Origin of the sequence: Chachezhania antarctica, assembly GCF_003646465.1 — a bacterium.
Taxonomy (GTDB): Bacteria; Pseudomonadota; Alphaproteobacteria; order Rhodobacterales; family Rhodobacteraceae; genus Chachezhania; species Chachezhania antarctica.
In genome coordinates, this window is sequence record NZ_QZEX01000015.1 from 18,881 (window position 1) to 35,961 (window position 17,081).

At 65.3% G+C, this 17,081-nt stretch carries 23 protein-coding genes; 12 read left to right on the forward strand and 11 right to left on the reverse strand.

The window, feature by feature from the left end:
• Positions 1 to 8: 8 nt before the first annotated feature.
• Both D4754_RS20930 and D4754_RS20935 read left to right on the forward strand, forming a co-directional pair.
• Complete coding sequence (locus D4754_RS20930) at positions 9 to 1,238, forward strand: DUF1501 domain-containing protein (protein ID WP_121067683.1); 1,230 nt, start codon at positions 9 to 11, stop codon at positions 1,236 to 1,238.
• A 47-nt stretch (positions 1,239 to 1,285) separates the two neighbouring features.
• Positions 1,286 to 2,011, forward strand: coding sequence for a GNAT family N-acetyltransferase (locus D4754_RS20935; protein ID WP_121067686.1), 726 nt, complete (start codon positions 1,286 to 1,288; stop codon positions 2,009 to 2,011).
• Here D4754_RS20935 and D4754_RS24600 read toward each other — a convergent pair.
• On the reverse strand, positions 2,008 to 2,130 hold the full coding sequence (locus D4754_RS24600; protein ID WP_276208639.1) for a hypothetical protein: 123 nt from the start codon (positions 2,128 to 2,130) through the stop codon (positions 2,008 to 2,010). The two genes, D4754_RS20935 and D4754_RS24600, sit on opposite strands and share 4 nt — an antisense overlap.
• 1 nt (position 2,131) lies before the next feature.
• On the reverse strand, positions 2,132 to 2,851 hold the full coding sequence (locus tag D4754_RS20940; protein ID WP_121067689.1) for a response regulator: 720 nt from the start codon (positions 2,849 to 2,851) through the stop codon (positions 2,132 to 2,134).
• A gap of 141 nt (positions 2,852 to 2,992) precedes the next feature.
• Here D4754_RS20940 and mce point away from each other — a divergent pair, with 141 nt between their 5' ends.
• Positions 2,993 to 3,397: a methylmalonyl-CoA epimerase gene (gene mce, locus D4754_RS20945; RefSeq protein ID WP_121067692.1), complete on the forward strand. Its 405-nt coding sequence runs from the start codon at positions 2,993 to 2,995 to the stop codon at positions 3,395 to 3,397.
• Between the two features lie 3 nt (positions 3,398 to 3,400).
• A complete protein-coding gene (locus D4754_RS20950) occupies positions 3,401 to 3,676 on the forward strand; it encodes a DUF1467 family protein (protein ID WP_121067695.1) in 276 nt (91 codons plus the stop codon).
• Here the strand turns inward: D4754_RS20950 and D4754_RS20955 are convergent.
• Positions 3,627 to 4,352: an EI24 domain-containing protein gene (locus D4754_RS20955; RefSeq protein WP_121067697.1), complete on the reverse strand. Its 726-nt coding sequence runs from the start codon at positions 4,350 to 4,352 to the stop codon at positions 3,627 to 3,629. The genes D4754_RS20950 and D4754_RS20955 overlap by 50 nt on opposite strands.
• A complete protein-coding gene (locus tag D4754_RS20960; protein WP_121067700.1) occupies positions 4,349 to 4,927 on the reverse strand; it encodes a nitroreductase family protein in 579 nt (192 codons plus the stop codon). The genes D4754_RS20955 and D4754_RS20960 overlap by 4 nt, the downstream gene beginning before the upstream one ends.
• A 156-nt stretch (positions 4,928 to 5,083) precedes the next feature.
• Between D4754_RS20960 and D4754_RS20965 the strand changes: the two genes are divergently transcribed.
• Complete coding sequence (locus D4754_RS20965) at positions 5,084 to 5,587, forward strand: YfgM family protein (protein ID WP_121067703.1); 504 nt, start codon at positions 5,084 to 5,086, stop codon at positions 5,585 to 5,587.
• 11 nt (positions 5,588 to 5,598) lie between these two features.
• Entirely contained in the window at positions 5,599 to 5,889 is a 291-nt protein-coding gene (locus tag D4754_RS20970; protein WP_121067706.1) for a DUF167 domain-containing protein, read from the forward strand.
• Here D4754_RS20970 and D4754_RS20975 read toward each other — a convergent pair.
• Entirely contained in the window at positions 5,862 to 6,101 is a 240-nt protein-coding gene (locus D4754_RS20975) for a hypothetical protein (RefSeq protein WP_121067709.1), read from the reverse strand. The two genes, D4754_RS20970 and D4754_RS20975, sit on opposite strands and share 28 nt — an antisense overlap.
• A 97-nt stretch (positions 6,102 to 6,198) precedes the next feature.
• On the opposite strand from D4754_RS20975, the gene D4754_RS20980 reads away from it, so the two are divergent.
• Positions 6,199 to 6,909 (forward strand): M48 family metalloprotease, encoded by a 711-nt coding sequence (locus D4754_RS20980; protein WP_121067712.1) that lies wholly within the window; start codon positions 6,199 to 6,201, stop codon positions 6,907 to 6,909.
• Positions 6,910 to 7,024: 115 nt separating this feature from the next.
• Positions 7,025 to 7,294, forward strand: a complete 270-nt coding sequence (locus D4754_RS20985; protein ID WP_121067715.1) for a DUF6455 family protein — start codon at positions 7,025 to 7,027, stop codon at positions 7,292 to 7,294.
• A 60-nt stretch (positions 7,295 to 7,354) separates the two neighbouring features.
• Here D4754_RS20985 and tsaA read toward each other — a convergent pair whose 3' ends face one another.
• Positions 7,355 to 7,840 carry a tRNA (N6-threonylcarbamoyladenosine(37)-N6)-methyltransferase TrmO gene (gene tsaA, locus D4754_RS20990; protein ID WP_121067718.1) on the reverse strand — a complete coding sequence of 162 codons (486 nt, stop codon included), beginning with the start codon at positions 7,838 to 7,840 and terminating at the stop codon, positions 7,355 to 7,357.
• A gap of 145 nt (positions 7,841 to 7,985) precedes the next feature.
• On the opposite strand from tsaA, the gene D4754_RS20995 reads away from it, so the two are divergent.
• Genes D4754_RS20995 through D4754_RS21010 form a run of 4 tightly spaced genes read left to right on the forward strand, consistent with a single transcriptional unit; the run spans position 7,986 to position 11,218 of the window.
• Positions 7,986 to 8,693, forward strand: a complete 708-nt coding sequence (locus D4754_RS20995) for an ABC transporter permease (RefSeq protein WP_205589687.1) — start codon at positions 7,986 to 7,988, stop codon at positions 8,691 to 8,693.
• Entirely contained in the window at positions 8,686 to 9,441 is a 756-nt protein-coding gene (locus D4754_RS21000) for an ATP-binding cassette domain-containing protein (RefSeq protein ID WP_121067724.1), read from the forward strand. Before D4754_RS20995 ends, D4754_RS21000 begins: the two co-directional genes overlap by 8 nt.
• Positions 9,442 to 9,467: 26 nt before the next feature.
• Complete coding sequence (locus tag D4754_RS21005) at positions 9,468 to 10,286, forward strand: ABC transporter substrate-binding protein (protein ID WP_121067726.1); 819 nt, start codon at positions 9,468 to 9,470, stop codon at positions 10,284 to 10,286.
• Positions 10,287 to 10,333: 47 nt separating this feature from the next.
• Entirely contained in the window at positions 10,334 to 11,218 is an 885-nt protein-coding gene (locus D4754_RS21010) for a helix-turn-helix transcriptional regulator (RefSeq protein WP_121067729.1), read from the forward strand.
• A 3-nt stretch (positions 11,219 to 11,221) separates the two neighbouring features.
• Here D4754_RS21010 and D4754_RS21015 read toward each other — a convergent pair whose 3' ends face one another.
• The 5 genes from D4754_RS21015 to D4754_RS21035 form a co-directional block, all read right to left on the reverse strand.
• A complete protein-coding gene (locus D4754_RS21015; RefSeq protein ID WP_240453966.1) occupies positions 11,222 to 12,511 on the reverse strand; it encodes a glycerate kinase type-2 family protein in 1,290 nt (429 codons plus the stop codon).
• Complete coding sequence (gene folE2, locus D4754_RS21020) at positions 12,508 to 13,596, reverse strand: GTP cyclohydrolase FolE2 (RefSeq protein ID WP_121067865.1); 1,089 nt, start codon at positions 13,594 to 13,596, stop codon at positions 12,508 to 12,510. The genes D4754_RS21015 and folE2 overlap by 4 nt, the downstream gene beginning before the upstream one ends.
• A 263-nt stretch (positions 13,597 to 13,859) precedes the next feature.
• Positions 13,860 to 14,051 carry a DUF6494 family protein gene (locus D4754_RS21025; protein WP_121067733.1) on the reverse strand — a complete coding sequence of 64 codons (192 nt, stop codon included), beginning with the start codon at positions 14,049 to 14,051 and terminating at the stop codon, positions 13,860 to 13,862.
• Positions 14,052 to 14,135: 84 nt separating this feature from the next.
• Positions 14,136 to 16,415 carry an NADP-dependent malic enzyme gene (locus tag D4754_RS21030; protein ID WP_121067737.1) on the reverse strand — a complete coding sequence of 760 codons (2,280 nt, stop codon included), beginning with the start codon at positions 16,413 to 16,415 and terminating at the stop codon, positions 14,136 to 14,138.
• A gap of 176 nt (positions 16,416 to 16,591) precedes the next feature.
• A complete protein-coding gene (locus D4754_RS21035) occupies positions 16,592 to 17,068 on the reverse strand; it encodes a dihydrofolate reductase (protein WP_121067740.1) in 477 nt (158 codons plus the stop codon).
• Positions 17,069 to 17,081: the final 13 nt, after the last annotated feature.

Consider the following 17,081-nt stretch of genomic DNA (forward strand, 5'->3'; position numbering starts at 1 on the left):
AGGTGCAGATGTCCAATACCCTTACCCGCCGGGCCTTCCTTGGCCGCTCTGCCCTGATCGGGTGCAGCGCCGCGGCCAGTCCGCTTTTCACGCCGGTCACGTTCGCGGCCGCACCTTGGGATACGCGGCTGGTCGTGATCGTGCTGCGGGGCGGCATGGACGGGCTGGATGTCGTGCAGCCTTACGGCGATCCGCTGTTCGCCGCGATGCGGCCCACGCTGAAGACGGGACCCGTGAACGGGGCGGTGGATCTGGATGGCTATTTCGCGCTGCACCCGGCGCTGGCGCCGCTCATGCCGCTCTGGCAGGCGGGAGAGTTGGGATTCATGCAGGCCGTTTCGACGCCTTATCGCGACAAGCGCAGCCATTTCGAAGGGCAGGACCTGCTGGAAGCGGGAACGACGGAGCTGATGGCCGCGCGGGACGGCTGGCTGAACCGCATGCTTCAGCTTCTGCCGCAGGTGGATTCCCGTACCGCCTTCGCGATTGGCCACGGCGATCTGCGCATTCTCGACGGCCAGGCCCCCGTGTCGGACTGGACGCCCGAAGCCGATCTGTCGCTCAGCCCGCAGACCCAGCGGCTGGCGGAAGAGATCATGCAGGACGATCCGGCCTTCCACGCTGCCTTTTCCGAAGCGCTCAACCTGTCGGACGGCAGTCTTGAGATCCCGCCACTGGAGGAAGAAGGTGACGAGGGCGGGATGATGATGTCGATGGACGGCGACAAGCCCGCCCGTCCGGGACGGGAAGAACAGGTCGCTGCCTTCGCCGCGGACATGCTACGCGGGCCTGCGCGGGTGGCGTCGTTTTCGATCAACGGCTGGGACACGCATTTCAACCAGGCGCGCGCCCTGCCGCAGGCGCTGGAGCGTCTGGCCCTGACAATCGCGACGCTGAGAAACGGACTGGGCTCCGAAGTCTGGGGCAAGACCGCCGTGGTCGCCGTGACGGAGTTCGGCCGCACGGCGCGCGAAAACGGCACCGGCGGCACGGATCATGGCACGGGCGGGACGATGGTGATGGCCGGCGGTGCGATCCGCGGCGGGCGCGTCTACGGCGACTGGCCCGGACTGGCGGAGGCCGATCTCTACAACGGCCGCGACCTGATGCCCACGCGTGACATTCGCGCGCCCATCGGCTGGCTGATGCGCGGGATGACGGGCCTGAGCGTCAGCGACATCGAACGGACGGTGTTCCCCGGGCTCGATTTGGGGAGCGATCCGCGGATCCTCGGGTGATGCGGTCAGGCTTGGCTATGCCCGCGGAAGGGCATAGAAGCTTTCCCATGACGCAGGATGATCCCTCCCCGCGCCCCGTGGGCGCCCCCGTCGTAGACTGGTCGCCCCGGCCCTTGCCGGGCGGCGAGGTTCTGGAAGGACGCTATGCAAGGCTGGAGCCGCTGTCGGCCGAAGCCCATGCCGCTTTCCTGTTCGCCGCGTTCGACGGGCATGACTGGCTTTGGGATTACATGCCGAACGGCCCCTATTCCTCGGCCGCGCAATACCATCGCTGGGTGCGCGACGTGGAAGACGATCCGGCCTTTGCCTTCTACGCGATCCTTGACCTGGAAACCGGCCACTACGGCGGCGTCGCGTCGTTCCTGCGGATGGATCCGGCCAATGGCGTGATCGAGGTCGGCAACATCAACTTCGCCCCTGTCCTTCAGCGTACCCGCGCCGCGACCGAGGCGATGGCGCTGATGATGGGCTGGGCCTTCGAGAACGGCTACCGCCGCTACGAATGGAAGTGCAACGCCCTGAACCGCCCGTCGCGGCAAGCCGCGCAGCGGCTGGGATTCAGTTTCGAAGGCGTTTTCCGGCAGCACATGGTCGTCAAGGGCCTGAACCGCGACACCGCGTGGTTCGGCATCGTCGACGCAGAATGGCCCGCGCTGCGGGAGGCCTATGGCGTCTGGCTCGACCCGTCGAATTTCAATGCCGACGGGTCGCAGCAGGAACGTCTCAGCGATCTCACGCGCCTTGTCAGGGCGTCGTCGGACCCGACGCTCTAGCGCAGATCGCGGTTGCCCGGGCGCTGGACGCCACGGGCCGTCTGGCGGTTCTGGATTCGCGACTGCAGGAACAGCGCCACGCCAAGCGCCAGCAGCGTCAGGACAACGGTTTCGACCATCCTACAGAACCTTCGCCTGGTCCTGCCTGCGTTGCAGCAGGGACCTGATATGCGCGGCCTTGTCGTGCCACGGCGCACCGGCGGCGCGGGCCTTCGCAAGGGCTGCGGCGGCGTCGGTCAATTCGCCATCCCCGGCGCTGTGGGCCGCGCCTTGCAGGAACTGGGCCACGTAATCCAGCATGTCCTCCGCCTCCGGACTGTTCAGAACGTCCGCCATGTGGGCCAGATCGTCCTGGTAGGCGATGGGATCGGGCGTCACGGTTTCGTCGGTGACGGGCCGGGGCTTGTCCGGCTGCATCTCCGGCGGGAGGTGGCGGAGGATCAGGCTCTGGAATTGGGAGAGCGAGACGATGGGCTTGGCGACAAATCCATCGGCGCCGGCAGCGATGGCGGCATCGGCCATGCTGTCATCGCCCGAAGCGCCAAGGATCGTGGCGATCCGGGGGCGGGTGGCGGTCAGCTCCTCGATCAGTTCAAGGCCGTTGCCGTCGGGCAGGCCGATATCGACGATGATCACCGCGGGACGATAGACAAGAAGGTGTCGTCGTGCCGATTTCAGGCAATCCGCGCGCCGGATCCGGGCACCGCTGCGCAAGCACAGCAGGCGGATCGCGTCGCAGGCATAAAGGCTGTCTTCCACCACAAGTACCGTGAGACCCAGAAGGGGGCGGGAGGGCAGAAAGACACCGCTGAGGCGGGGGGCAGAATCGGTGTCGTGCATGGCAGCTCCTTTCGGCGGACACCGTGGAAGGCTACGTTCAACAGGACTAACGCCCGGTTAACGTACCCGACCCCGCCCCTTGCGCCGCGGGGCAGAGAGGCAGATATAACCCACGTTACCCGTTGCTGAGAGGAGCCCGCCATGATCGGCCGTCTGAACCATGTCGCCATTGCCGTTCCGGACCTGGACGCGGCGTCCGAACAATACCGCAGCGCCCTGGGCGCCAAGGTCGGCGCCCCGCAGGACGAACCCGATCACGGGGTGACGGTCGTCTTCATCGAACTGCCCAACACCAAGATCGAACTGCTGTATCCGCTGGGCGACGACAGCCCGATTGCGGGCTTCCTTGAAAAGAATCCGTCGGGCGGCATCCATCATGTCTGTTACGAGGTCGACGACATCATCGCCGCGCGGGATCACCTGAAGGAAACCGGCGCCCGGGTGCTGGGCAGCGGCGACCCCAAGATCGGCGCCCATGGCAAGCCGGTGCTGTTCCTGCATCCCAAGGATTTCAACGGCTGTCTCGTCGAACTCGAGGAGGTGTAGACCATGTCCATCACCTCGGCCTTCGTCCTGTTTTCAGTGATCTGGTTCATGACCTTCTTCGTGATCCTGCCGATCCGGATCGTCACGCAGGGCGACAACAACGACGTGGTGCCCGGCACGCACAAGGGCGCGCCGGAAACCCATCACCTGAAGCGCAAGGCGTGGATCACGACGGGCGTGTCCGTCGTGCTGTTCGCGATCATCGCCTCTATCATCATATCCGGGCTGATCACCGTGCGCGATCTGGATGTCTTTCACCAGTTGCCGCCGCTCCAGTAAGGGCGTGGAACACGTGGGTGAAGGCCGCAGCCCCCAGAACCGGGACCAGCAGGTTCACGATGGGAATGGTCAGCGGGATGGCCATCACGATGCCGGTTCCCCAGATCAGCGGCAGGTGCTTGCGCCGCAGCTTGATCGCGCCTGACCGGCCCACGCGGCGCATGGCGGCCAGCATGAAATACTCCCGCCCCAGCAGGAACCCGTTCAGCAGGTAGAAGATGATCGGCGCGATGGGGGCCAGCAGCAGGTAGAAGACCAGCGCGGCCAGGTTTGCCACGATCATCACCCCCAGCATGCTCAGCCCGTCGCGGACACCGTCCATGAAAGGCACTTCGGTCGCGGGGGGCAGGCCGGGGTAGTGCCGTTCCTCGACCGCGTCGGCGACCTGATCCAGAAACAGCGACGTGATGGCCGAGGCGACGGGGATCATCAGGAAGATCGACAGCACCAGCATAAGCGGGATCGACGACAGGCTGGCCACCTTGCCGATCCAGTCGACCTGCCCGATCCAGGGCAGGGTGACAGAGGGGCCCACCAGCCAGTTGATCAGCGCGGCCACGATGATCGAGGCGAGGATTAGCGCCCCCACGGAAAGCCCGACGCCCAGAAGCAGGACCCGCTGGAAACGCGGGTCGTCCATCTGGCCTATGGCACGGAAAACGGCACTGAAGATCATGAGCTTACCCAGCGTGTGATGCGGTCAAGGTCCGGGCGCGGCCGTTCCGGCGGTGCAGCGGTTTCGGTGCCAAGGAAGATCAGGCCTGCGACCTTTTCCGAATCCGTCAGGCCCAGGCCTTCGCTGCAGAAGGCCGGATGATGCGACGCCCAGCCAGACAGCCAGTTGGCCCCCCAGCCCGCCGCCAGCGCGGCGTTCAGAAGCGACAGGCAGACGGCGCCTGCCGAATAAACCTGTTCGATGTCGGGGATCTTGACGGACGGCTGCGGCGAGGCCACGACAACGACCGCAAGATGCCCTTGCGCGAAGAGGGCCCTGTCCTTTTCCACCTCTTCGGGCTCGCGCCCCGCGGCGGCGGACATGTCGCCGGCCAGCCCGGCCAGCCGTTGCAGCGCCGCGCGTTCCAGAACGATGAACCGCCACGGCTCCAGCTTGCCGTGGTCCGGCGTTCGCGCGGCGGCGGTCAGAATCACCTCCAGCGTTGCGCGGTCCGGGGCCGGGCCGGTCAATGTCTTGGCAGGGCGGGATCGGCGCGACAGCAGGAATTCCAGCGCGGCGGGATTGGGATCGGGCATGAACGGTGCCTCCGGTAAGAACTTCGGTCTATCTCGGACTGCGAAGGGCCGGGGTCAAGGGGCGGCTTGCGGTCTGGCGGTTGCATCTGCGGGGATGGCACCCGATGTAAGCATCGGCGGCCGCGACAGTCAGGCGCAAGGAAGGAAAACGACATCATGCTGAGAGTGATTGCAATCGTGGCCGTGATCGGCGCACTGGGTTTTGGTGGCTACGTGTACTGGCAGGACCGGCAGGTGCCGCCCACGCCGCAGGAAGAAGCCGCCGTCGCGGGCGAGAATCTGAGCGATGCGGTCAACAACCTGAAGGACGCGGTGACGGGCGTCAGCTCTGCCGCGACCGAACAGGCGAAGGACGCCCTGTCCGACAATGTTGCCAACCTGCAGGCCAGCCTTGGCAATCTGGCCGCCTCGACCCTGAACGATGCGGCCGACAGCCTGAACGGTTTGCAGGCCCGGCTGGAAGCGCAGGGCATCCTGACGGAGGATGGGCTGGACTACGACCGCGCCGTGGAAAAGGTCAATGAAATGGAATTACCCACCGCGGTGCGGGCACGGGCGATGGAGACGCTGCGCGAGGTTCAGGACACGCCCGAGAAGGCGCGGGCCTACTTCAATTCGCTGATGGAGCAGGTGCAGGGCGCGGCCGAAGAAAAGGAATAGGGGCTGACGCAATGGCCAGGCCCAAGCTGCGCGATCTTCCCGATCTGACGCACCTTGCCGTGCCCGGCGCGCGCGTCGCCGTCAGGGTGACGCCGAAGGCCCGGCAGGACGGGGTTCGCGTGGACGGCGCTGACCTGAAGATCACGGTCACTGCCCCGCCCGAAGACGGCAAGGCCAACGCGGCCGTCCGCGCCGTGCTAGCCCGCGCCATGGGCGTGGCGCCATCGCATCTGGAGCTAGTTCAGGGGCAGACGACGCGGGACAAGGTGTTCGTCTACTTGCGCCCCGGTCGCCCGGCATAGACGCCTTCGGGCAGGTTCAGCGCGGCGGCAAGATCGCGAATCTGCTGGTGCGACAGAACGATGTTCTGCACGCGATCGGTTCGGGGATCGAGCTGTTCGACGGTCACGCACTCTTCGAAGGCATTGATGACGAGATCTTCCTGCAGCACGGTGCTGCCTTCGTCGACCAGCGTGATGACCGTCGCGTCGAAATCGTGTTCGATAGTAAACATGGGGTGAACCTGCCGGGATCTGCTCTGGGATTCAATCGGTTCCGAAGGCATTGTTGCCAATGCCACCCTGCCGGAAGTCCGGGAAGAAGGATATGCAATGTTTCGCGTCTTGCTGCTTTTGGCCTGCTTCGTGGCGGCCTGCGACGTGGCCGTTCAGCCTGCGGAGAGACCGACTCCGGCAGAAGACGCGGCGCTCAGGGCCCGGGCGGATGCCGCGGCGGAGATGTTCACCCAGGTCGTGACCCGCGTGGAGCCTGCAGCAGAGAAAAAATGTCGGCAGGTCTCGCAATCCATGCCCTGCGATTTCCTGTTCCGCGTCGACGTGACCCCCGGCGCGCCGGTCAACGCCTATCAGAGCGAGGATTTGACCGGACGGCCCGTGATCACCATCTCGGGGAGCATGATACTCGACGTGCGCAACGCGGATGAGCTTGCCTTCGTCCTCAGCCACGAGGCGTCGCACCACATCTTGAATCACATCCGTCGCCAGCGCGAAAGCGCGGCCTACGGGGCCGAACTGCTGGCGCAGAAGGTGGCCGAACAGGGCGGCAGCGCCCGCGACATCCGCATTGCACAGGAGCTGGGCGCGGCCATCGGCTCGCGGGTCTACTCCAAGAACCACGAGCTGGAAGCCGACGAACTGGGCACGATCATCACCGCGAACGCCGGGTACAACCCGCTGATCGGTATGGGCTATTTCGAAAAGACACCCGATCCCGGCGACAAGTTTCTTGGCACGCATCCGCCCAATTCCGACCGCCGCCGCGCGGTGCAGCAGACGTCTTCGCGGATCGGCGTATCGCTCTGACGGGAAAGGCACTTCGAAAATGCCTGTTTTTCTTGACCTGAATCAAAGTTAACCTTTGCGCGAGTCAATACACCCTCTTCATCGTCGCGCGCATTGCGCAGACCCGGAGGTGAAGATGTCGAGCCAACCCAACCTGAAGCGCCATGCTTTCCTGTTCGACAGCATGGCCCAGTCCGTGGGGGTTGATCTTGAAAACTCCGTTCTGGATGGCACGCTGGAAATGACCGAACTGGCCGAGGCCGTGCTGGCATGCACCGGCTGTTCCGATCCGGACCGATGCGATCACTGGCTCGACAGGAATGGAGCGGGAGCGCAGAAGCACACGCCGGACTTCTGCCGCAACCGCGCGCTGTTCGAAACGCTGATCAAGAACGATCCGATCTGACAGACCGGCGGGGCCATGCGCGCCGCGCCCCTGCCGGACATTGCCGAACCGCGAACCGTCCTACCCGCCGTCGGCCGCTTTCGGCGGCGCCTTCGGGGAGAACGCGCAGCGGTCGGGCTTGATATCGATGAGGGGCGTGCCGTCCAGGCAATCGAGCCCGCGCACGATGACCTCCGCGTCCTCGATCCTCACCAGTTTGACCAGTGACGTTCCGATCGGATTGGGCCGCACAGGCGATCTGAGCGCGAACGTCCCGGTCGTGGTCCCGTCGTCCCGCGGGCTCTGCGTGACCAGATCGCGCCGGCTGCGGTCAAGCCAGTAGAGAACCTCGATCATCTCGTAACTGTCTAGCCCCGCCAGCGCGGGCTGCCAGACGGGATCGAGCACCAACCGGCATTCCGGACCGTCGATCCTGCCCTGCCGCGGGCAGGAATCACGGGTGGCGAACGGCGTGCGGATACGGCCGATGAAACGCAGCCACGCATCACCGGCCGGGGTGCATACCACCGCACGTTCACCTGTCCTTATCGTGTCTTTGCTTACCATGAAGGCTCCAGAATAAATCACATGATTTTGCAGGATAATGCTGAAAGAGAGTCCGGCGGCGTTACGCGGATGTTATCATTCCCCCTTGTCTAGCCTAACTTCGCCGCCCTATCCTCGACTGCAAGAATTCCGGGAGTGGGAAATTTTGCATAGTATCGGAGAGTCCATCGCTCTGGCCTTCCAGCTGGTCCTGACCGGCAGCGCCGATCTGATCGAGATCGTGGGATTGTCCCTTCAGGTCAGCCTCAGCGCAACGGGTTTCGCCCTTCTGATCGGCCTGCCGCTGGGCGCGCTGGTGGCGATCAGCCGGTTTCCCGGCCGCAACGTGGTGCTGGCGGTGATGAACGCCCTGATGGGCCTGCCGCCGGTGGTCGTCGGGCTGCTGGTCTACCTGCAACTGTCCCGCTCCGGCCCGCTGGGGTTTCTGGGGCTGCTCTATACGCCCACCGCGATGATCATCGCGCAGACGATCCTGATCGCGCCCATCGTCGCCGCCCTGTCGCGTCAGATCCTTGAAGACCTGCATTGCGAATATGCCGAACAGTTCCGTTCCCTCTGCCTCAACCCGTGGCAGAGCATGGAGGCGCTGCTGTGGGATGCCCGCTTTTCGCTGCTCACGGTCGCGCTGGCCGGGTTTGGCCGTGCGGTGGCCGAAGTGGGCGCGGTGATCATCGTCGGCGGCAATATCGACCACCTGACGCGGGTGATGACGACGTCCATCGCGCTCGAAACCTCGAAAGGCGATCTGGCGCTGGCGCTGGCCATCGGGATGGTGCTGCTGACGATCGCGCTGACGGTGAACGCGGCCGTGCAGATGATGCGCACCACGGCGGCACGGCAAGCCTATGTCTGACATGACGATCACCGGCGCACCGCCCCGGATCGAGGAGGCGACGCAGGCCCCGATCCTGCAGCTTTCGGTCACCGACCTTTCCCTGCGCTTCGGCGAGGCGACTGTGCTGGACGGTCTTGATCTGACGCTGGGGCCTGTGGGCTGCACGATGATCATGGGCCCGAACGGCGCCGGCAAGAGCCTGCTTCTGAAGCTGCTTCACGGGTTGATCAAACCCACGTCGGGGCGGATCGACTGGAGCGGATACAGTGCCGCCGACGTCACCGCGCGGCAGGCGATGGTGTTCCAGAAACCGGTGCTTCTGCGCCGGTCGGTCGCTGCCAATCTCGATTTCGTTCTGCGGTCCCGCGGGAAGGACAGGGACCGCTGCCATGCGCTGCTGGACCATGTCGGGCTTACCCACAAGGCGGATCAGCCTGCGCGCCTGTTGTCTGGCGGAGAGGCGCAGCGGCTGGCGCTGGCCCGTGCGCTGGCGACCGATCCCGAGGTGCTGCTTCTGGACGAACCGACCGCCAGCCTAGATCCGGCATCGGTGCTGGCCATCGAACGGATCGTGTCGAGCGCTCGTGACCGCGGCGTGCGGATCGTCTTTGTCACGCACGATATCGGACAGGCCCGGCGCATGGCCGACGATGTCGTGTTCCTGCACCGCGGACGCGTGGCCGAACACGCCCCGGCCGCTGCATTCTTCCCCGAACCCCGCTGTCAGGCGGCCCGGGATTACCTGAACGGCAAGATCGTCGTGTAACTACCACCTACCAGAGGACCCCCCACATGTTCCGAAAAATCCTTGGCGCGGCTGCCATCGCGGTGGCTGCGAACAGCCCCGTATTTGCCGAAGACGGCGCCATCATCGTGCAGTCGACCACCTCGACCGCCAATTCCGGGCTCTACGATCACATCCTGCCGATCTTCGAAGGCAAGACCGGCATCAAGGCCAACGTCGTGGCCGTGGGGACCGGGCAGGCGATCCGCAACGCGCAGAACTGCGATGGCGACGTGCTGCTGGTTCACGCCAAGCCGGCCGAGGAGAAGTTCGTCGCCGACGGTTACGGCACCGGCCGCACCGACCTGATGTACAACGACTTCATCATCGTCGGCCCGGCAGAGGATCCCGCCGGCGTGACGGGCATGACCGATGCGCAGGCCGCGCTGAAGAAGATCGCCGGGGAAGGCGCGCTCTTCGCCTCGCGCGGGGACGATTCCGGGACGCACAAGAAGGAAGTGTCCCTGTGGAAGGACGCGGGCGTCGATCCGGATGCGGGCTCGGGCCAGTGGTACCGCGAGACCGGTTCGGGCATGGGCGCGACGTTGAATGCCGGGATCGGCATGGGCGCCTACGTGATGACCGACCGTGCGACATGGATCAGCTTCGCCAACAAGCAGGATTACGAAATCGCGGTGGAAGGGGACGAGGATCTCTTCAATCAGTACGGCGTGATCCCCGTGAACCCCGACAAGTGCCCCAGCGTGAATGTCGAAGCGGCGAACGCGTTTTCCGGCTGGCTTTTGTCGCCGGAAGGGCAGGCGGCGATTGCCGAGTACAAGGTTGACGGGCAGCAACTGTTCTTCCCCAACGCGCCGTCCAACTGATAGACCGTCGGGGCGGCGCATCCTGCCGCCCCGATCCGACGGACAAGATGACCGAGGCTGCAATCGTGGAACATCAGTACCTGACGGTCAAGGAACTGGCCGACCTGCTGCGCCTGAAGGAACGGAAGGTCTACGATCTTGCCGCCTCGGGCGAGGTGCCGTGTTCCCGCGCGACCGGCAAGCTTTTGTTCCCCGCCGCCGACATCCAGGCCTGGATCGATGGCGCCAGTTCGGGCCGCCGGGCGGAAGCGCCTGACCGGCCCGCGATCGCGCTGGGAAGCCACGATCCGCTGCTCGACTGGGCGATCCGGCAATCGCGCTGCGGGTTGGCCACGTTCTTCGACGGCTCGCTGGACGGGCTCGACCGGTTTGCGCGCGCCAAGGGCGTTGTCACGGGCCTGCATGTCCACGACCCCGAAAGCGGCGACTGGAACGTGCCGGCGGCGACGCGGGTGGCCGGGCACGAGAACGCGGTTCTGATAGCCTTCGCCACGCGCAGCCGCGGGCTGGTCTGTGGAGACGATGTGGCACCGGAACGTCTTGCCGACCTAGCGGGCCTGCGCGTCGTCCCGCGCCAGACGGAATCCGGGACGGACGGGCTGTTCCGGCATCTGGCCGCGACCGAAGGGCTGGATCTGGAGACTGTCGATTTCGCCGAAGTCGCCCGGACCGAGGACGAGGCCGTCGAATCCGTCCGCCGGGGCGAGGCGGACGTGGCGTTCGGGCTGGCCTCCGTCGCGCGCTCCTATGGCCTGCGCTTCGTGCCGGTGATCGAGGAAGAATTCGCGCTTCTGGTCGACCGCCGCGCGTGGTTCGAGCCGCCGATGCAGGCGCTCCTGGCCTTCTGCGCACAGCCCGAATTCCGGCGCCGCGCCGAAAGCTATGGCGGCTACGACATCGGAAACCTTGGCAAGGTGCTCTGGAACGCCTGAACGTCAGAGGATCAGGATCGCCCGGAAATCGTTGACGTTGGTCAGCGTCGGGCCGGTGATGACCTGATCGCCCAGCCGTTCGAAGAAGCTGTGCCCGTCATTGCGGATCAGGAAATCCTTCGCGGAAATCCCAATGGCCATGGCGCGCGCCAGCGTGTCGGGGCGGATGACGGCGCCGGCGATCTCTTCGATCCCGTCCACGCCATCGGTATCGCCCGCAATCGCATACACATCCGACAATCCGTTCAGCGCCACGGCCAGCGACAGCAGGAATTCCACGTTCCGCCCGCCGCGACCGTCGCCGCGCAGGGTGACGGTGGTCTCGCCTCCGGAGATCAGGACGCAGGGCTTCGCGAAGGGCTGACCGTGAGTGACGACCTGTGACGCGATGCCGGACATGACGATGCCGACGTCGCTGGCCTCACCTTCGATGGAATCGCCCAGGATATGCGTGGCGTAGCCGGCCTGCGCCGCGACATTGGCGGCGGCTTCGAGCGATTGCTGGGGGGCTGCGATCATGTGGGTGGTGACAGTGGACAGGCGCGGATCGTCGGGCTTCACGCTTTCGCCTGCGCCGGTTTCAAGGATCTGGCGGGCGGCGGCAGGCAGGGTCAGGCCGTAACGGTCAACGATCTCCAGCGCGTCGGCGCAGGTCGTGGGGTCGCCGACGGAGGGCCCCGAGGCGATGTTGATCGGATCGTCGCCCGGCACGTCCGAGATCAGCAGGTTGACCAGCGTCGCCGGATGGCAGGCCGCGGCCAGACGCCCGCCCTTGATCGCCGACATGTGGCGGCGCAGGCAGTTCATTTCGTCTATCGTCGCCCCGCAGCGCAGCAGGTCGCGGTTGATCTGCTGCTTGTCTTCCAACGTCAGGTCATCGGCGGGCAGGGGCAGCAGCGCCGATCCGCCGCCCGAGATCAGGCAGACGACCACGTCGTCCGGTCCCAGCCCTTCGACCAGCGCCAGCATCCGTTCGGCCGCATCACGGCCCGCCGCATCCGGCACCGGGTGGGCGGCTTCGACGATCTCGATCCCGTCGCAGTCAACGGCATATCCGTAGCGGGTGACAACAAGACCTTCGAGCGGACGCCCGTAATGCGCCTCTGCCGCCCGTGCCATCGCGGCCGAGGCCTTGCCGGCCCCGATCACCACAAGGCGTCCGGTGGCAGGATAGCGGGGCAGGTGGGGCGGGACGCAGATATCGGGCTGCGCGGCGGATACGGCGGCGTCGAACATCGCGCGCAGCAGGCCGTCGGTGGTGGTCATCGCGGGGGTCGTCTTGCCGGTCGTCATCGCAGTATTCGAAGATCCTGGAACAGGTGCGGATCGACCGATGTCTGGTCGAATGTGTTCCCGCGCGCGATCATCGCCACGGCATCGTGACTGTGCAGGCTTTCCTGGTGGCTGGCAACGATCCGGTAATCGGCGATGCGGTCATCCGCGCCGACCCTTTCTGCGAAAAGCCGGACGGCATCTTCGACGAAGATCGGGTTGGCGGCGTTGAGTTCGGCAAAGGCCTGTTCGTCTTCGCGCTTGACCATCACCTGGGTTTCGGTCGGGATCGCCGCGCGGCACAGATCGACGACATCCTCGAACCACAGGATCCCGGCATCCGGCGCCGTGCACAGCGACAGCCGCGCGACCGAGCGCTGCGAATGCGGGGTCGCCAGCTGCCCGCGCGTGGCGCGTGCGTGTTCCGACAGTTCCAGCGAACAGGGGCAGGTCGAGGAATAGACGTAATCGAGATGCAGGATCTTCTGGCGAACGCCCTGCCGTTCCACGACCTCGAGCGTCGTGTTGTAGTACTGGTAGCCTTCCAGCCCCGATCGCAGGGACCTGACCTTCACGGGAAAGCGGAAGTTCATCGCGATCCGGGCGTCGCGGCTGCCATGGTCGGTCTGGTAGTCGTTCAGCACGTCTTCGATCACGTCGTAGCTGAAGGTATGCTCGGCCGCCCGGTAGAAGCTGCGCATGATCCGGGACATGTTTATGCCCTTGCTCTCGCCTTCAAGGCTGACGGTGCCGGTGACCGTTGTTTCGGAATTCAGCTCTCCCCCGTCGCGCAGACGGTAGCGGATCGGCAGCCGAAAGCCCGAGATACCGACATGCCGGATCAGGGAGTGCGCGCCCTTGATGTCGCTTGCGGGGCCGTTCTGCAGATCGGGGAGCGTCGCGACATAGGCGGGATCGGCCACGAAGCTTTTCGGATAGGTGCGCGACATCTCGGTCCGTGGTTCGGCCAGTGTCTTGATCACGTCGCGCAGATCGGCCAGGTCGGTTTCTTCCGCGCCGGCGGTCCACATCTTCAGAAGCTCGGCGATCACCGTGGCCTGCGTGGGCTCCGACAGGTCGTCTGTCCGGGATACGGGCGTGTCCATGACGAATCTGTGGTTCACAATGCGGTCCCCATTCTGAAGGGTGACAACGCTTGGCCAGGCCGCGACCGTTTCCGGTCGGCAGACCTTGCCGGATCCAGGATCTTGCGCATTCGGAACCTTTCCTTCGCCGCGGAAACCTTTGGCGGTTCCTGTCACGTGGACAGCGCGGCAGGTGCCGGCGCCTGTTCTTGGTGCTAGGTATACCAAGAACAGGCGTCAGTCGAGTCCGAACTGAAGGAAATATTCAGAATGCTTGATATGGCCTATTCCGGCCCCTTGATCTTGCCTTCCACGACATGTTCCAGGTCAAGCTCACCGATCGTCAGCACGACCTTGACGGGGAAGGTCTTGCCCGCCGTATCGGCTTCGCGCATCGCTTCCTCGATGGCCTGCTGCGAGGTGACGCCCACCTGCTTCAGGAACTTGCGCATGCTCATGTTGAAATCTTCGCTCATCTCCGTCTCCCGTGTTGGATCTGTGCCAAGGCTCACACCCGGCATGGGCGAAGGGCAAGGGTTTTCCTGCCCTTGCCCCGGCTCTTAGCCGTAATGTGCCACCGGCGTACCGGCGAGTGCTGCCATGTTCAGAAGACCGCGCGCCGAGATGGACGGTGTGACCACATGCGCGCGGTTGCCCATGCCCATCAGGACAGGCCCCACTTCCAGACCGTCGCCGCGCATCTTCAGGATGTTCCGCACGGCGCTGGCCGCATCGGTGTTGGCGAAGACAAGTGCGTTGGCCGACCCTGTCAGCCGCGATTCCGGCAGCAGCCGTTCGCGGATCGAGGGGTCCAGCGCGGCGTCGAGGTTCATTTCGCCTTCGTAAGTGAAATCCGGCGCCTTGCTGTCGAGGATCTCCAGCGCCGCGCGCATGCGCCCGCCGGAATCGTTGTCGAGGTTGCCGAACTGCGAATGCGAACACAGCGCGATCTTTGGTTCGATCCCGAAGCGGCGGATATGGCGCGCGCAGCCCATCACGGTTTCGGCGATCTGTTCCGGCGTCGGCTGGTGGTTCACCTGCGTGTCCGAGATGAACAGCGGCCCGTCTTGCAGGATCATCATCGACAGGGCGGCGACGGGGGCCAGCGCGCCTTCCTGCAGGATCTCGTTCACGTAGCGCAGGTGCCAGCTGAACTGGCCCACGGTGCCGCAGATCATGCTGTCGGCCTCGCCCCGGCGGACCATGATCGCGGCAATGGCGGTGGTGTTCGTGCGCATGATCGTGCGGGCCAGCTCCGGCGCCACGCCCCGGCGGGCCATGATCTGGTGATAGTTCTCCCAGTAGGCGCGGTAGCGGCTGTCGTGTTCGGGGTTGACCAGTTCGAAGTCGACGCCGGGCTTGATCGACAGGCCGGCCTGTTCCAGCCGTACGGCCACGACCTCGGGACGGCCGATCAGGATCGGGACGGTGGTGGTTTCGTCCAGCATCGCGCTGGCCGTCCGCAACACCTGTTCGTTCTCGCCCTCGGCGAAGACGACACGGCGGTGCGCCTTGGCCGCCGCTTCGAACACCGGGCGCATCAGCAGGGCAGACCGGAAGACGGTGCTGTCGAGCTGCTGCTTGTAGGCGTCCAGATCGGCGATCGGCCGGGTCGCCACGCCGGATTCCATCGCGGCCTTGGCCACGGCGGTGGCGATGATGCCGGTCAGGCGCGGATCGAAGGGTTTGGGGATCAGGTAATCCGGCCCGAAGGCCAGCTGCTCACCCTTGTAGACAGCCGCCGTCTCGGCAATTGTCGTCGTCCGCGCAAGCGAGGCCATGGCCTCGATACAGGCGATCTTCATCTCGTCGTTGATGTCGGTCGCGCCCACGTCCAGCGCACCGCGGAAGATGAACGGGAAGCACAGCACGTTGTTGACCTGGTTCGGGTAATCCGACCGGCCGGTGGCGATGATCGCATCTGGCGCCACTTCGCGCGCCGCGTCGGGCATGATTTCCGGCAGCGGGTTGGCCAGCGCGAAGATGATCGGGCGGGCGGCCATGCGCTTGACCATCTGCGGCGTCAGCACGTTCGCGCCCGACAGGCCCAGGAACAGGTCGGCGCCTTCGATCACGTCGTCGAGGTTGCGCAGGTCGGTCTTGCGCGCAAAGGTCGATTTGCGCGGGTTCATGTCCTCTTCACGGCCCTCGTAGACCAGCCCGTGCAGATCGCAGAGCCAGATGTTCTCAGGCTTCACGCCCAGCTTGATCAGCATGTCGAGGCACGCGATCCCCGCGGCACCGCCGCCGGTGGAGACGACCTTGATGTCTTCGAACTTCTTCTTGGCGACCCGCAAGGCGTTGGTCGCGGCAGCCCCCACCACGATGGCGGTGCCGTGCTGGTCGTCGTGGAAGACGGGGATGTTCATGCGTTCGCGGCAGATGTCTTCGACGATGAAACAGTCGGGCGCCTTGATGTCTTCCAGGTTCACGGCGCCGAAGGTGGGTTCCAGCGAACAGACGATCTCGGCCAGTTTTTCCGGGTCGGTCTGGTTCACTTCCAGGTCGAAGCAATCGATATTGGCGAATTTCTTGAAGAGGACGGCCTTGCCTTCCATCACCGGCTTGGCGGCCTGCGCGCCGATATTGCCCAGCCCCAGAACGGCGGATCCGTTCGACACCACGGCCACAAGGTTGCCCTTCGACGTGAACCGCGTGGCGGTCGTCGGATCCTTCGCGATCTCCATGCAGGCATCCGCCACGCCGGGCGAATAAGCCCGGGTCAGGTCGCGGCTGTTGGCGAGCGGTTTCGTCGCCCGCACTTCCAGTTTTCCGGGCCGCGGGAACTCGTGATAGTCCAGAGCCGCGCTTTGGGTCTTGGGGTCTGATTTGTCCGTCATGATTGTTCTTCTTGCCTAGATCGAATTCGCTGCACCATCGCCACGTCCCAAGGGCACCGGATCGCCTCCCCGGCTCCGCAGATGTGCCCATCGGTTCTTGTCGGCTGGCGCCGTTAGTCGAGCATCGGCCGGGTTTTGTCGAGGGGAGGCGTTGCAGTCTGTGCGATTGACGCCGCTCAGGCGCGGACCAGTTCGCGGGCCACGCAGCGCGGTCCGGCCTCGCGCAGGACGGTTTCGCTTTGAACGGTCCATTGGGTTTCGTCGACGTCGGGGAAGAACGTGTCGGCGTCGTCGACGAAGGTGTCGACCTCGGTGATCAGCAACCGGTCGGCCAAGGGCATCAACGCGTCGTAGATCCCGCGGCCACCCATGCCGAAGATGGCGCCGTGCCCCTTGTCCCGTGCAAAGGCCAATGCGGCCTCGACCGACGGGAAGGTGTGGGGGGCAAGGTCCGGGGTCGACGACACGACGCAGTTCAGCCGGCCGGGCAGGGGCGGGTTGGGGATGCTGGCCCATGTCCGCCTGCCCATGATCAGGGCGGCGCCCCGGGTGGCGTCCTTGAAGAACGCCATGTCCTCGGGCAGCGTCCACGGCATGGTGCCGCGCCGCCCGATGGCGCCGTTCCGGCTGCGTGCAACGATGAGGCTGATCAAGCGGTCTGTCCTT

Bases quoted from the DNA above. Each gene is read 5' to 3' on its own strand.
- D4754_RS20930 (WP_121067683.1), top strand. From the start codon at position 9: ATGTCCAATACCCTTACCCGCCGGGCCTTCCTTGGCCGCTCTGCCCTG.
- D4754_RS20935 (WP_121067686.1), top strand. From the start codon at position 1,286: ATGACGCAGGATGATCCCTCCCCGCGCCCCGTGGGCGCCCCCGTCGTA.
- D4754_RS24600 (WP_276208639.1), bottom strand. From the start codon at position 2,130: ATGGTCGAAACCGTTGTCCTGACGCTGCTGGCGCTTGGCGTGGCGCTG.
- D4754_RS20940 (WP_121067689.1), bottom strand. From the start codon at position 2,851: ATGCACGACACCGATTCTGCCCCCCGCCTCAGCGGTGTCTTTCTGCCC.
- mce (WP_121067692.1), top strand. From the start codon at position 2,993: ATGATCGGCCGTCTGAACCATGTCGCCATTGCCGTTCCGGACCTGGAC.
- D4754_RS20950 (WP_121067695.1), top strand. From the start codon at position 3,401: ATGTCCATCACCTCGGCCTTCGTCCTGTTTTCAGTGATCTGGTTCATG.
- D4754_RS20955 (WP_121067697.1), bottom strand. From the start codon at position 4,352: ATGATCTTCAGTGCCGTTTTCCGTGCCATAGGCCAGATGGACGACCCG.
- D4754_RS20960 (WP_121067700.1), bottom strand. From the start codon at position 4,927: ATGCCCGATCCCAATCCCGCCGCGCTGGAATTCCTGCTGTCGCGCCGA.
- D4754_RS20965 (WP_121067703.1), top strand. From the start codon at position 5,084: ATGCTGAGAGTGATTGCAATCGTGGCCGTGATCGGCGCACTGGGTTTT.
- D4754_RS20970 (WP_121067706.1), top strand. From the start codon at position 5,599: ATGGCCAGGCCCAAGCTGCGCGATCTTCCCGATCTGACGCACCTTGCC.
- D4754_RS20975 (WP_121067709.1), bottom strand. From the start codon at position 6,101: ATGTTTACTATCGAACACGATTTCGACGCGACGGTCATCACGCTGGTC.
- D4754_RS20980 (WP_121067712.1), top strand. From the start codon at position 6,199: ATGTTTCGCGTCTTGCTGCTTTTGGCCTGCTTCGTGGCGGCCTGCGAC.
- D4754_RS20985 (WP_121067715.1), top strand. From the start codon at position 7,025: ATGTCGAGCCAACCCAACCTGAAGCGCCATGCTTTCCTGTTCGACAGC.
- tsaA (WP_121067718.1), bottom strand. From the start codon at position 7,840: ATGGTAAGCAAAGACACGATAAGGACAGGTGAACGTGCGGTGGTATGC.
- D4754_RS21000 (WP_121067724.1), top strand. From the start codon at position 8,686: ATGTCTGACATGACGATCACCGGCGCACCGCCCCGGATCGAGGAGGCG.
- D4754_RS21005 (WP_121067726.1), top strand. From the start codon at position 9,468: ATGTTCCGAAAAATCCTTGGCGCGGCTGCCATCGCGGTGGCTGCGAAC.
- D4754_RS21010 (WP_121067729.1), top strand. From the start codon at position 10,334: ATGACCGAGGCTGCAATCGTGGAACATCAGTACCTGACGGTCAAGGAA.
- D4754_RS21015 (WP_240453966.1), bottom strand. From the start codon at position 12,511: ATGACGACCGGCAAGACGACCCCCGCGATGACCACCACCGACGGCCTG.
- folE2 (WP_121067865.1), bottom strand. From the start codon at position 13,596: ATGGACACGCCCGTATCCCGGACAGACGACCTGTCGGAGCCCACGCAG.
- D4754_RS21025 (WP_121067733.1), bottom strand. From the start codon at position 14,051: ATGAGCGAAGATTTCAACATGAGCATGCGCAAGTTCCTGAAGCAGGTG.
- D4754_RS21030 (WP_121067737.1), bottom strand. From the start codon at position 16,415: ATGACGGACAAATCAGACCCCAAGACCCAAAGCGCGGCTCTGGACTAT.